Below are 12,075 nucleotides of genomic sequence, written 5' to 3' on the forward strand. Positions count from 1 at the left end.
CGGACGGCGGGCCCGGTGTGCTCACCGGGCCGGGCGGGCGGCCCCCGCGCTCACCGGCTCACCAGGTCGGCCGGGCCGAGACCCCTCCGTCCACCACCAGGTCGTGGCCCGTCACCCAGGACGCGAGCCGGGAGGCGAGGAACACGCAGGCGTCGCCGACGTCCTCCGGGCGGCCGAGCCGGCCCACGGCGGACGCCCGCCGCCAGCGGCGTACGCCCTCCGGCCAGGCGTCGGCCAGGCCCTCCCGGTCGATCAGGCCGGGCGAGACGGTGTTGACGCGCACGCCCCACGGCCCGTACTCCTGGGCCGCCGCGCGGGCGTGCATGACGACCGCAGCCTTGGAGGCGGTGTAGTGGGCGTGGCCGGGCGCCGGGAGGCGGGCCTCGACGGAGGCGATGTGGGTGATGGTCCCTCCGGTGTCCCGCATCAGCTCCGCGGCCGCCTGGGTGCAGGCGAAGACGGTGGTGAGGTTGGTGTCCACGACCGTCCGCCACTCGGCCGCCGTCATTCCGGCGAGTTCCCGGACCGGCTGGACGCCGGCGTTGTTGACGAGCGCGGTCAGCCGGCCGCCGAACCGGTCGGCCGCCTCGGCCACCACGCGGCGGCAGGCGTCCTCGTCGGTGAGGTCCGCGCGGAGGACGACGGCCTCGCCGCCCGCCGCGCGGATGCGGTCGGCGGTCTCCCGCGCGGAGGCCGTCGAGGTGCGGCAGTGCAGCGCGACGGCCGCGCCCTCCTCGGCGAACCGCCATGCGATGCCCCGGCCGATGCCGCCGCCCGCGCCGGTGACCAGGGCGACCTGGCCGTCGAGCAGACCTTCTCGGCTCATGGACGGCAGAGTTCCGTGATGAGCGCCGCCCGGTCCGGGTAGCGCGCCGTCAGCTCCGCCGCGTCGCCGTGCTCGTAACCCTCGTAGGTGAAGCCGGGTGCCATCGTGCAGCCGAACAGCGTCCAGGCGCCGCCGGCCGCCACCCGCGCGCCCATCCAGGTGCCGGCCGGGACGGTGAGCTGGACGTGCTGGCCGCCGAGGACGTCCGGGCCGAGCACGGGGGTGCGGGCGGTGCCGTCGGGGGCGAGGAGGAGCAGGTCGAGCGGGTCGCCGAGGTGGAAGTGCCAGATCTCGTCGGTGGGGAGGCGGTGCATCGCGGAGAAGTCGCCGGGGGCGTCGGTGAGCAGGACGACGACGGCGGTCCCCTCGGGGCGGCCGTCGGGGCGTGCGGGACCGGCCCAGGTCCGCCGGAACCGGCCGCCCTCGCGGGGGATCGGCTCCAGTCCGTAGTGGGCGACGAGATCGTCGGGGGTCACCCGCCGAAGGCTACCTCGCGGGTGAGGAAGGCGAGTCGCGCCTTCTTCTCGGGCAGGTACACGTCCGGGAGGTCGATCTCCGGGAGGACGACCGCGGGGCCGGCGGTGAAACCCTGCCGGAGGAAGCGGGCGACGGCCTTCTCGTTGGCCACGTCCGGGTCGACCACGATGCGCTCGCGGCCGAGGCCGATCAGGACGTACGCGGCCAGCACGCCCGTCAGGGCGGCGGTCCAGCCGGGGCGCGGACCGCCGGTCCCGGCGGCGGGGGCGAGCAGCAGGTGGACGCCGATGTCGCCGGGCTCGACGGGATAACAGTCGCCCACGCGGTCGGCCTCCGGTTCGTACGTCTGGAGCAGCGCGGCGGGTTCGCCGTCCTTGAGGACGAGGTACGCGTGGTGGGTGTCGAGGGTGTCCAGGTGGGCGTAGATCTCGGCGACCCGCTGGACGGTGAGGCCGTTCATGCCCCAGAAGACGGCGCGTTCCTCGCTCACCCAGCGGTGCAGGAGGGGCGCGTCGGCGGCCGGGTCCAGCGGCAGGACGCGTACGGTGCCGAAGCCGTCGACCTCCTGCTCGTGGACGGCCGTGCGGGAGGCGTACGGGTCAGACATCGGTCTCCTTCTTCAGCCGGGCCCAGTCGGTGATGACCGGGGCCAGGTCTCCGGCGAGCCACAGGGGCTGCTGGTCGCGGTGGTGGGGGGAGCCGGGGACGCCGGACGCGCCCAGCGGCACCACCCAGCGGCTGTTCTCCCGGTCGGCCAGGTCCCAGACGTAGCGGGCGGCCGGGCCGCGCGCCGCGAGGTCGGTGAGGCCGGGCACCGGGGAGGTGCACAGCACGCAGTCGTGGTCGCCGGAGAGGCCGGGTTCGTCGTACGGCGTCGTCGGCGGCAGCGCCCGCCAGGGGGCCAGGCGGTGGGTGTCACCCCAGGTGCCGGCGGGCGGCCGGGCGGCCACCTCCTCCAGGGCCGCGCGGACCACCGCCGGGCGGTCGACGCCGAACAGTTCCTCGGCGGAGAGGAGGTGTTCGAGGGCGTGGCCGACGCGCGGGACGAGGGCGAGCCAGGGGCGGAAGACCTCGGGGTACGGGGGTGGTGCGGCCGCCGTGGCGAAGGCGGGCTGCGCGGCGAGCCGGCGTACGACCGCACTCCGCACCGCCGCGAAGACGGCCGCGTCGGCGCTGTCCGCGTCCATCCGGCGGTCCCACCGGAGGAGACGGTCGCGCAGGGCGGCGGCGGGGGCGGAGAGGGGGCCACTCGGGGCCGGGCCACCGGGCGGGCCGGCGGGGGCGCCCGGGCTGGCGGGGGCGTCCGGGCCGGCAGGAGCGCCCGGGCCGGCAGGAGCGCCCAGATCGGCGGGGGAATCACTCGGCACCGGGTCGCCGAGCGCGGCGGCGGGGGCGCTCGCGTCCGGGGCGTCGCTCCCGGCGACAGGGCCGCCCGGACCGTCGGCCGCGGCAGGGGCGGGGTCGTCGAGGGCGGCGAGGAGCTCCAGCAGGGGGGCGGCGGAGGCGAGGTGGGTGTCCATGTGGAGGGCGGACATGTCGGCGGCGGACCAGCGGGTCCGCCGCCCCAGCAGCGCGGTGATGCGGTCGGCGCGGTGCGACGGGGCGAACTCGACGCCCAGCGGGGCCGCCGGGCCGCGCTGGTTCGCCATGACCGCGACACCGTCGGTCAGTCCGGCGCGCGGTGGCTCGTGCCAGCCCCGCCACTCGTGGCCCGGTTCCCACGCCGGCACCAGGCGGGTCCGGTTGGCCTCGGAGCGGACCGGGACCCGGCCGGCCACCCGGTGCAGGGTGCCGCCCTCGGTGTCGGCGGCCATGACCACGTTGACCGGTTCGGCCCACCGGTCGACGGCCCGGTCCACGTCGGCGGTCCGGCGGGCCCGCAGCAGTGGCAGCAGGGCGCCGAAGCCGAGGTCGCCGGTGACGCGGGGCGGGTAGCGCAGGGCGACGGCGAGCGGGGGTTCGCCGGGCTCGGGCACGCCGTCGTCGAGGCCCTCGGGGCCGCCGATGACGACGGGGCCGCGGTCGGTCTCGACGATCTCGACCTCGACCGGTTCCTCGCCCGCCACCTCGACGGTCTCGGTGTGCCGGACGGCACGGTGCCACGTCCCGTCCGGGCCGAGCGCCTCCACTCCGGCGCCGGTGCGCCGCAGCCGCTCGCGGTAGAGGTCCTGGTAGTCGGCCATGGCGTTGGTGATGGCCCAGGCGACCGTGCCGGTGTGGCCGAAGTGGGCGATGCCGGGGACGCCGGGCACGGCGATGCCGACGACGTCGAACTCCGGGCAGGACAGGCGGATCTGCTGGTAGACGCCGGGGTCCTCGATGAAGCGGTGCGGGTCCCCGGCGATGAGCGCGTGCCCGGTGACCGTGCGGTCCCCGGCGACCAGCCAGCCGTTGCTGCCGGCGGTGCCGGGGCCGTCGGAGGCGAACAGGCCGACGGCGTCCGCGCCGAGGCGGGCGGTGATGTGCGTGCGCCAGAGCTTGGCGGGGAAGCCGGCGAACAGGATGTGGGTGGAGAGCCAGACCGCGAGCGGGGTCCAGGGCTCCCAGCGGCCGGGGCGCAGGCCCGCGCGGGCGAACTCGGGAGCGGCCCCGGACGCCGGGTCCCCGCCGTCGGTCTGCCCGGCCGGGGCCCCGTCGGAGTGGTCCGTCGAACCGGCCGCGCCCACGGCGAGTCCGTCGGCCGACGCGCCGGCCCGGGATCCGGAACCGACGGCCGACGAACCGGAACCCGCGTTCCCAGCAGGAGCGGCAGGGGCAGCAGACGCGGAGTCGGCCCCGGACGCCGGGTCCCCGCCGTCTGCGGACAGGCCGGAGTCCGGGCCCCCGGCGGATGCCAGGCCGTCGTTCACGCCGGACACGTACGCCCGTACCCACTCCGCCGTCTCCGGGTCCGTCCGCCGCAGTTCGGCCCAGCAGCGGCGGGCCGTGTCGGCCAGGCGGGCGCGGCGGGCGAAACGGTCCCAGGGGAGCGCCTCGGGGCCGAGGAACGAGGCCGAGGTGCCCTGCGCGCGGTGCCGTTCGACCTCGAGCTGCCAGGCCCGGTCGAGGGCGGTGACCCGGCCCTGGGCGTACGCGAGCCCGTTCACGCTCTCCGCGCGCAGATGGGGGACGCCCCAGGGGTCCCGGAAGATCTCGCCGCCCACCACGCCCTCATTCCCCATTAGGTTAGGCTCTCCTAAGTGAATCGTGGCGAAATCGTACGCGAAGGGTGAAGCGCGATGGGACAGGGGCGGGGTTGGGAGGGCGCGGTCCTCAAACTGTTCCGCGCGAAGGACTTCACGTTCACCGTGACCGGCGCGGAGGACGTCACCGCCGACTACCGGCGGCTGCGCCTCACCGACGGCGGGATGCTGGCGGCGACGGGCGTCCACCCGACGATGTGGGTGCGGCTGTGGTTCACCGACGCGGGCAAGCCGCACCAGCGGGCGTACACCCTGGTCGACCCGGACCCGGCGGCCGGCACCTTCGGCCTGGAGTTCGCGCTGCACGAGGGGTGCGCCAGCGACTGGGCCAGGGCGGCGAGGCCCGGCGACACCATCGAGGCGACCGTGCAGGGCACGGGCTTCGAACGGCCGGACCCCGAACCGTCGCGCGTCGTCGCCGTCGGCGACCCGGCGTCCCTGCCGGCGATCAACTCCCTCCTCGGCTCGTTCGGCACCACTCCGGCGACGATCTGGCTGGAGGGTGACACGGACGGGCTGCCCCTGCGCGCCGAACCGGGCCTGCACGACGTACGGCGCGTGCCGCGCGGCGGCGCGGGCGCGCGCCTCGTCACCGAGGTGCGGTCCCAGCTGCCGGACCTGCTGAAGGACGAGACCGACCCGTACGTGTGGATCGCCTGCGACACCGCGACCACCCGCGCGCTGTCGGCGTTCGCGCGCAAGGAACTGGGCGTGCCCAAGCAGCGGGTGCACGCGCTGGGGTACTGGCGCGCGGGCTGAACCGGGACGCGGACGGAGGCCTCCCCGGTGAGGACGGAAGAACGGGCGAGCACCTCGGAAGCGACGGCCGGCACCCCGATCTCCCGATCATCACATCAGATCACCATTCCGCTTCGTCCCGTATTCGGGTGTCTTTTCCGGCGTCGCACTGCGTCGCCATGGCTGCGCCCGGAACGCGTTGGCCGGTAGGCTTTCCGTGTGATCTTCAAGCGCATCGGAAACGGCCGGCCGTACCCCGACCACGGCCGGGAAAGCACCCGGCAGTGGGCGGACGTCGCGCCGCGCCCGGTCCGCCTCGATCAGCTCGTGACGACCAAGCAGCAGCTCGACCTCGAGACGCTCCTCGCCGAGGACTCGACCTTCTACGGCGACCTCTTCGCGCACGTCGTGAAGTGGCAGGGCGACCTGTACCTGGAGGACGGACTGCACCGCGCGGTGCGGGCCGCGCTCCAGCAGCGCCAGGTGCTGCACGCCCGCGTCCTCGAACTGGACTGACACCCGGCGGGCGTCCCCTCCGGGACCCGGTTTGACCCTTTGGGGTTGCCCTGCACACGGTCGGATGATCATCCGGTATGCATTGTCGTCCAAGCGCACTACGCTGCGCTCATGAGCATGCTCACTCCACCCGGCATGGGCGGCCAGTACCGGATCACGGGTGACAGGTACCCGCGGATGCGCCGGCCCAGGCGGCGCGGCAGGCTCGTCGTCCTGTCCGTCGCCTCCGCAGCCGTACTCGGAGTGGGCGGCTGGGGCACGCTCCAGCTCATCGACGTGTTCACCGGCGACGACGCCGCCGCCTCCACGAGCGGCACCAAGGCGGCCTGCGCCGACACGGTGAGCCGCACGCCCGCGCCGAAGGCGCTGCCCGCGCCCGGGACCATCACGGTCAACGTACTCAACGCCACGACCCGCGGCGGACTCGCCCAGAAGACCGCCGACGAGCTGGAGAAGCGCGGCTTCAGGATCGGCGAGGTCGGCAACGCGACCAAGGAGTACGACAAGAAGGTCAAGGGCACCGGCGTGTTCCTCGGGCCCGCCACCGCCGGCGACACCTCACTGCCGGTGCTCGGCGCCCAGCTCGCCGACGCCGAACGCCGCACCGACCCCGCCCGCAAGGGCGCCGAGGTCGACCTGATCATCGGCGACGGCTTCGAGTCCCTGACGAAGAAGGCGGACGCCGACCGGGCCCTGGCCGCACTGACCGAGCCCAAGGCGGCGCCCGCCCCGAAGAAGAACTGCTGAGACGAAGAAGAACCGCCGCCCCCTCGAGCCCCTGAACCCCTCAGCCCTTGAGCTGCGGGGCCGTGGGGCTGCCGGGCCGCGAGGCCGCGGGTCCTACTCCGCCGCCCCGTACATCCGGTCCCCCGCGTCGCCGAGGCCCGGCACGATGTAGCCGTGCTCGTTGAGCCGCTCGTCGACCGACGCCGTCACCACCGTCACCGGGGTGCCGGCCAGCTCGCGCTCCATGACCTCGACGCCCTCGGGCGCGGCCAGCAGCACCACGGCGGTCACGTCGTCCGCGCCGCGCCCGATCAGCTCCTTGATCGCCGCGACCAGCGTGCCGCCGGTGGCGAGCATCGGGTCCAGGACGTAGACCTGGCGCCCGGAGAGGTCCTCCGGCATCCGGGTGGCGTACGTCGAGGCCTGCAGCGTCTCCTCGTTGCGGATCATGCCGAGGAAACCCACCTCGGCGGTCGGCAGCAGCCGGACCATGCCGTCCAGCATGCCGAGACCGGCCCGCAGGATCGGCACCACCAGCGGGCGCGGGTGGGAGAGCTTGACACCCGTGGTCCGCTCGACCGGCGTCTGGATGTCGACCTGTTCGGTGCGCACGTCGCGCGTGGCCTCGTAGGCGAGCAGGGTGACCAGCTCGTCGGCGAGACGGCGGAAGGTCGCGGAATCGGTGCGCTGGTCGCGCAGCGTGGTGAGCTTGTGGGCGACCAGGGGGTGGTCGACGACGTGGAGACGCATGGCGTCAACATTAACCGGGCCCGACCGGCCCGGCGTCCCCGCACGCGGCAAGCCCCCCGTGCGCCCGTCACTCGTTCGCTGGCGTCAAACCGCTCGTCCGGGGGAAGGTGGGAGGGACGGACTGGGGTGGTGAACCGATGCCTGATCAGGACGACCGAGATGATCCGTCACCGCGCGGGGCACCCGATCCCGCGGAGACGGAGGCCGAGCGGCGGCGGCGCCGCGCCCGGTTCCTGCGCGAACTCGCCGAGGCCCGGGCACTGCGCGACCGGGTCCGGCCGCGCCGCGCCAAGGCCGCCCGACTGCGCCACGCGATGCGCATGCGCACCTTCCGCTGGTAGGCGACACCGGGAAAGACCCCACCCGGCCGCGGACAGACTCCGTCCGGCCGCAGACAGACCCCGTCCGGCCGCGGAAAGCCTCCGTCCGGCCGCGCGGGTGGACCCCACCCAGCCGCGGAAAGCCCCCGCCCGGCCACGAGTGGACCCACCCGGCCACGGAATGCCCCCGCCCGGTCACGGAAAAATCCCACCCGGCCGCGGGAAGATCGCGCCACGCGCACGCGTTTGCCGAAGTGCCCGTGCGGGGAAGGCCCGTGAGTCCGCGTACGATCCGCACGTGGCGACAAGGAGTGCGCTGGTGAGTCCTTCGTGGGCGCGCCGGCGGACTGCGATCAAAATGCCGGACACAGGGAGCCGAAGACGTCCCCTGACGGCCTTGTTTCTGCCACGATTCCGAGTGGGTGGGGCTCGGAGCATCGTCGCCCCGCCCGCAACACCTCCGCCGGGGGGACCCCCAACCGGCACACCTATGACCAGTGGGAGAGTCACGGTGTACTTCGCCGCACTGCTCGCGCGCACCGAAGACGGGTGGGAAGCGAGCGACACGGAGCTCGACGATGTGGAAACCCTGTCGGATCTGGCCGACCTCGCCCGGGAGGCCTCTCCCGACGAGGACACGGTGCTCGTGCTGATCGAGCAGGAGGACGGCTGGTTCGGCGTCGTCCGCGTGGACGGCGAGGAGGATCCTCGGGTCTACGTCTCCGACGCCGCCGCCGCCTCCCGCAGCAGCTACGGCGAGATCCTGCTCACCGACGAGCTGCTCGGCCGGGAACCCGGCAACGAAGGCGCCGACCTGGACGCCCTCGACCTCGACGGCACGGAGGACGGTGAAACGGACGACGAGGACACCGGCGCCGACGACGGCGCCGCGCCCGCCGGCTCCGCCGAAGCCGTGCCGCACGGGCCGGTCGGTGACGCGCAGGTCCTGGAGGACCTGGGAGTGAGCGAGAAGGAGTTGCGTGCGATGACCGAGGACGCCGTCACCGAGATCGCCGAGGCCCTGGGCGCCTCGGAGGTCCTGGAGACCGTCCGCTGACCGTGCCGAACACACCGGAACCGCCGGATCCGGTACGCGATCCCTGGCGGCCCGCGATGCGGCTCGCCCTGGACGAGGCGGGACGGGCCGTCCGGGGCGGGGACGTCCCCGTCGGCGCGGTCGTACTGTCCCCGGACGGCACCACCGTGCTGGCCGCCGCCCACAACGAGCGCGAGGCCGCCGGCGACCCCACGGCCCACGCGGAGGTCCTCGCCGTCCGGCGGGCCGCCGCGCGGCTCGGGGAGTGGCGGCTGTCCGGCTGCACCCTGGTGGTGACGCTGGAGCCGTGCACGATGTGCGCGGGGGCGGTCCAGCAGTCACGGGTGGACCGGGTGGTCTACGGCGCCCGGGACGAGAAGGCGGGCGCGGCCGGCTCCCTGTGGGACCTCGTCCGCGACCGGCGGCTCAACCACCGCCCCGAAGTGATCGGGGGCGTGCTCGCCGACGACTGCGCCCGGCTGCTCACGGAGTTCTTCCGGAACCGGTGAATACCGATTTCAAACCACGCCCCACCTTGCTGTAGGGTCTCCCTCGGTAGCGTGTCCGAGCGGCCGAAGGAGCTCGCCTCGAAAGCGAGTGTGGCGCAAGTCACCGAGGGTTCAAATCCCTCCGCTACCGCTGGTGAAGGGCCCCGTCGTCAGACGGGGCCCTTCGTGCGATCATGGGCCCGCTCGATGCTGATGTGACACCAGTGACAGGGGGGCCGCGATGGCGGTGAACGCGAAAAAGATCGCTGTCTACGTCCTTGTGGTCTTCGTGCTGTATCTGATCATCACGGACCCGGCCAAGGCGGCCGACTACGTCCAGATAGGGTTCGAGGGCATATCGGACGCCGCGAAGGCCGTCGGCGACTTCATGACCTGGCTGGCCAACGGAGGAAAGTGATGATCCGCCACCTGGTGCTCTTCAGGCTGAACGAGGGCGTCGAGCGCGACGACCCGAGGGTCGTGGAGGGCGTGGAGGCCTTCCGTTCGCTGGACGGCAAGATCCCGGAGATCCGCTTCTGGGAGTGCGCCTGGAACATCAGCGACCGCCCCATCGCCTACGACTTCGCCATCAACTCGGCGTTCGAGGACGCGGAGGCGCTGCGCCGGTACGTGGAGCACCCGGAGCACCAGGCGGGTGTCGGACTGTGGCGCGAGTTCGCCACGTGGGTGATCGCCGACTACGAGTTCTGACACTCCGGTACTCGGAACCCCCCGCCATGACGGCGGGGGGTTTTGCTGTTCCTTGCACCCTTGTATGCCACTCAACACGGGATATCAGGTGCTTGCGCACGATGAGTCAGTCTTGTGATGCTATGACCGCTTTTGACGGATGAGTCGACGGACGATGTGAGCGATGAAGAGGTGGCGTTGACCGTGCCGGCCAGTACTGCGCCGCCCCAGGACGAGGTGTCCCCCGACGCGGTCCAGGCCCCGGCCTCCGCCCGGTCGGTGACCGACCCGCCCGCGGCCGACCCGTCCGTCGCCGACCCGCCCGCGGCCGCCGACCTGCCGGTGAGCCCCGCCAGGCGTCGCGGCGCCGACACCCGGGCCCTGACACAGCTGCTCTTCGCCCAGCTCAAGGAGCTGCAGCCGGGCATGCCGGAACACGCCCGCGTGCGCGCCGCGCTCATCGAGGCCAACCTGCCCCTGGTGCGCTACGCCGCCGCCCGCTTCCGCTCCCGCAACGAGCCGATGGAGGACGTCGTCCAGGTCGGCACCATCGGACTGATCAACGCCATCGACCGCTTCGACCCCGACCGGGGCGTGCAGTTCCCGACGTTCGCGATGCCGACGGTGGTCGGCGAGATCAAGCGGTACTTCCGGGACAACGTCCGCACCGTCCACGTACCGCGCCGACTGCACGAGCTGTGGGTGCAGGTCAACAGCGCGACCGAGGACCTGACGACCGCCTTCGGGCGCTCCCCGTCGACCGCCGAGATCGCCCAGCGGCTGCGCATCAGCGAGGAGGAGGTGCTGTCCTGCATCGAGGCCGGACGGTCGTACCACGCCACTTCGCTGGAGGCCGCGCAGGAGGGCGACGGGATGCCCGGGCTGCTGGACCGGCTGGGGTACGAGGATCCCGCCCTGGACGGCGTCGAGCACCGCGACCTCGTCCGGCACCTGCTCGTCCAGCTGCCCGAGCGGGAGCAGCGCATCCTGCTGCTGCGTTACTACAGCAACCTCACCCAGTCGCAGATCAGTGCGGAACTCGGCGTCTCGCAGATGCACGTGTCCCGCCTACTGGCGCGTAGCTTCCAGCGGCTGCGATCCGCAAACAGGATCGAGGCGTAACCGGGAAGAGCGAATCACCCAACAGGGTTGTTCTGCGGTTCTCTGACCCGAAAGGCTGTCAGACCCCTTGTTTCCAGGGCTGATTCACATCTCGGATGTCGACATGTCACTACAGCGCGTTGCCGACATGTGACATTCTGCGGGAAGTGCGTTTGCCGGAGCCTCGGCGCCGGTATTCCAGGTGATGGCTGCGTTCCTCGACCGGGGAGCGTCCGCCGCGACCGTCCCGCGACCCAAAGGGGGTGGCATGTCCGCAGAACAGGGCAGCTCGAAGGTGCTCACGCTCGCGGAGAGCGAGACAGCTCCCCATGCTCTCGACGCACTCGGTCCCATCGACGAAGGACCGGCCCTCGCGGCCGTACCCGCTCCGGAACTCCCGGACACGACGGCCCTCGACACCCGCACCCTGTCCCGCTCCCTGTTCCTGCGGCTCGCCGTACTGGACGAGGACAGCCCGGAGCGCGCCTACGTCCGGGACACCCTGATCGAGCTCAACCTGCCGCTGGTGCGGTACGCGGCGGCGCGGTTCCGCTCGCGCAACGAGCCGATGGAGGACATCGTCCAGGTCGGCACCATCGGGCTGATCAAGGCGATCGACCGCTTCGACTGCGAACGGGGCGTGGAGTTCCCGACGTTCGCGATGCCGACGGTGGTCGGCGAGATCAAGCGGTTCTTCCGCGACACGTCGTGGTCGGTGCGGGTGCCGCGCCGGCTGCAGGAGCTGCGGCTGGCGCTGACGAAGGCCAGCGACGAGCTCTCCCAGAAGCTGGACCGCTCCCCGACGGTCACCGAACTCGCCGCCGTGCTGGGCGTGTCGGAGGAGGACGTCGTCGACGGCCTCGCGGTCGGCAACGCGTACACGGCGTCCTCGCTGGACTCCCCCGCCCCCGAGGACGACGGCGGTGAGGGCTCGCTCGCGGACCGCCTCGGCTACGAGGACACGGCGCTGGAGGGCGTGGAGTACCGGGAGTCGCTCAAGCCGCTGCTGGCCAAGCTGCCGCCCCGGGAGCGGCGGATCATCATGCTGCGCTTCTTCGCCAACATGACCCAGTCGCAGATCGGCGAGGAGGTCGGCATCTCCCAGATGCACGTCTCGCGGCTGCTCACCCGGACCCTCGCCCAGCTGCGGGAGGGCCTCATCTCGGACTGAGGCACGGCACAGCGCGGGGCGCCGACGGGGCGCTCCGTACGCGGAGACGGATGC

Annotated in this window: 15 protein-coding genes and 1 tRNA gene; 11 read left to right on the forward strand and 5 right to left on the reverse strand. The window is 73.1% G+C overall.

The genetic code is table 11. The features are described 5' to 3' along the window. Positions 1 to 58 precede the first annotated feature (58 nt). From ACH5AO_RS22765 to ACH5AO_RS22780, 4 genes are read right to left on the reverse strand one after another with little or no spacing between them, the layout of a single operon-like run. Positions 59 to 826, reverse strand: coding sequence for an SDR family NAD(P)-dependent oxidoreductase (locus tag ACH5AO_RS22765; RefSeq protein ID WP_398927404.1), 768 nt, complete (start codon positions 824 to 826; stop codon positions 59 to 61). Next, the gene (locus ACH5AO_RS22770; protein ID WP_398927406.1) at positions 823 to 1,302 is read right to left on the reverse strand and encodes a cupin domain-containing protein; all 480 of its coding nucleotides are present in this window, start codon (positions 1,300 to 1,302) and stop codon (positions 823 to 825) included. The genes ACH5AO_RS22765 and ACH5AO_RS22770 overlap by 4 nt, the downstream gene beginning before the upstream one ends. After that, positions 1,299 to 1,910 (reverse strand): GNAT family N-acetyltransferase, encoded by a 612-nt coding sequence (locus ACH5AO_RS22775; RefSeq protein ID WP_398927408.1) that lies wholly within the window; start codon positions 1,908 to 1,910, stop codon positions 1,299 to 1,301. The genes ACH5AO_RS22770 and ACH5AO_RS22775 overlap by 4 nt, the downstream gene beginning before the upstream one ends. Then, positions 1,903 to 4,464, reverse strand: a complete 2,562-nt coding sequence (locus tag ACH5AO_RS22780; RefSeq protein ID WP_398927410.1) for a penicillin acylase family protein — start codon at positions 4,462 to 4,464, stop codon at positions 1,903 to 1,905. The genes ACH5AO_RS22775 and ACH5AO_RS22780 overlap by 8 nt, the downstream gene beginning before the upstream one ends. A 57-nt stretch (positions 4,465 to 4,521) precedes the next feature. Here ACH5AO_RS22780 and ACH5AO_RS22785 point away from each other — a divergent pair, with 57 nt between their 5' ends. The 3 genes from ACH5AO_RS22785 to ACH5AO_RS22795 all read left to right on the forward strand — a co-directional run bounded on the left by ACH5AO_RS22785 (position 4,522) and on the right by ACH5AO_RS22795 (position 6,486). Next, positions 4,522 to 5,244 (forward strand): siderophore-interacting protein, encoded by a 723-nt coding sequence (locus tag ACH5AO_RS22785; protein ID WP_398927412.1) that lies wholly within the window; start codon positions 4,522 to 4,524, stop codon positions 5,242 to 5,244. A 198-nt stretch (positions 5,245 to 5,442) separates the two neighbouring features. Then, positions 5,443 to 5,739 (forward strand): type II toxin-antitoxin system VapB family antitoxin, encoded by a 297-nt coding sequence (locus ACH5AO_RS22790; protein ID WP_004943146.1) that lies wholly within the window; start codon positions 5,443 to 5,445, stop codon positions 5,737 to 5,739. A gap of 135 nt (positions 5,740 to 5,874) precedes the next feature. Next, a complete protein-coding gene (locus ACH5AO_RS22795; protein ID WP_398927635.1) occupies positions 5,875 to 6,486 on the forward strand; it encodes a LytR C-terminal domain-containing protein in 612 nt (203 codons plus the stop codon). 93 nt (positions 6,487 to 6,579) lie between these two features. Here ACH5AO_RS22795 and upp read toward each other — a convergent pair whose 3' ends face one another. After that, entirely contained in the window at positions 6,580 to 7,215 is a 636-nt protein-coding gene (gene upp / locus ACH5AO_RS22800; RefSeq protein ID WP_398927415.1) for a uracil phosphoribosyltransferase, read from the reverse strand. A 137-nt stretch (positions 7,216 to 7,352) separates the two neighbouring features. On the opposite strand from upp, the gene ACH5AO_RS22805 reads away from it, so the two are divergent. The 8 genes from ACH5AO_RS22805 to ACH5AO_RS22840 all read left to right on the forward strand — a co-directional run bounded on the left by ACH5AO_RS22805 (position 7,353) and on the right by ACH5AO_RS22840 (position 12,021). Next, positions 7,353 to 7,556, forward strand: coding sequence for a hypothetical protein (locus ACH5AO_RS22805; protein WP_398927417.1), 204 nt, complete (start codon positions 7,353 to 7,355; stop codon positions 7,554 to 7,556). Between the two features lie 490 nt (positions 7,557 to 8,046). After that, entirely contained in the window at positions 8,047 to 8,592 is a 546-nt protein-coding gene (locus ACH5AO_RS22810; RefSeq protein ID WP_398927637.1) for a hypothetical protein, read from the forward strand. Between the two features lie 56 nt (positions 8,593 to 8,648). Continuing rightward, positions 8,649 to 9,080 (forward strand): tRNA adenosine(34) deaminase TadA, encoded by a 432-nt coding sequence (tadA, locus tag ACH5AO_RS22815; protein WP_398927639.1) that lies wholly within the window; start codon positions 8,649 to 8,651, stop codon positions 9,078 to 9,080. A gap of 45 nt (positions 9,081 to 9,125) precedes the next feature. Then, positions 9,126 to 9,210: transfer RNA gene (locus ACH5AO_RS22820), tRNA-Ser, on the forward strand. Positions 9,211 to 9,306: 96 nt separating this feature from the next. Then, positions 9,307 to 9,477 (forward strand): hypothetical protein, encoded by a 171-nt coding sequence (locus ACH5AO_RS22825; protein WP_398927646.1) that lies wholly within the window; start codon positions 9,307 to 9,309, stop codon positions 9,475 to 9,477. Continuing rightward, positions 9,477 to 9,770 (forward strand): Dabb family protein, encoded by a 294-nt coding sequence (locus ACH5AO_RS22830; RefSeq protein WP_184818974.1) that lies wholly within the window; start codon positions 9,477 to 9,479, stop codon positions 9,768 to 9,770. Before ACH5AO_RS22825 ends, ACH5AO_RS22830 begins: the two co-directional genes overlap by 1 nt. Before the next feature lie 177 nt (positions 9,771 to 9,947). Further along, on the forward strand, positions 9,948 to 10,871 hold the full coding sequence (locus ACH5AO_RS22835) for an RNA polymerase sigma factor SigF (RefSeq protein ID WP_398927641.1): 924 nt from the start codon (positions 9,948 to 9,950) through the stop codon (positions 10,869 to 10,871). Between the two features lie 247 nt (positions 10,872 to 11,118). Then, on the forward strand, positions 11,119 to 12,021 hold the full coding sequence (locus ACH5AO_RS22840; protein WP_398927419.1) for an RNA polymerase sigma factor SigF: 903 nt from the start codon (positions 11,119 to 11,121) through the stop codon (positions 12,019 to 12,021). Positions 12,022 to 12,075: the final 54 nt, after the last annotated feature.

This window comes from Streptomyces sp. NPDC018964 (genome assembly GCF_044390325.1).
Taxonomy (GTDB): Bacteria; Actinomycetota; Actinomycetes; order Streptomycetales; family Streptomycetaceae; genus Streptomyces.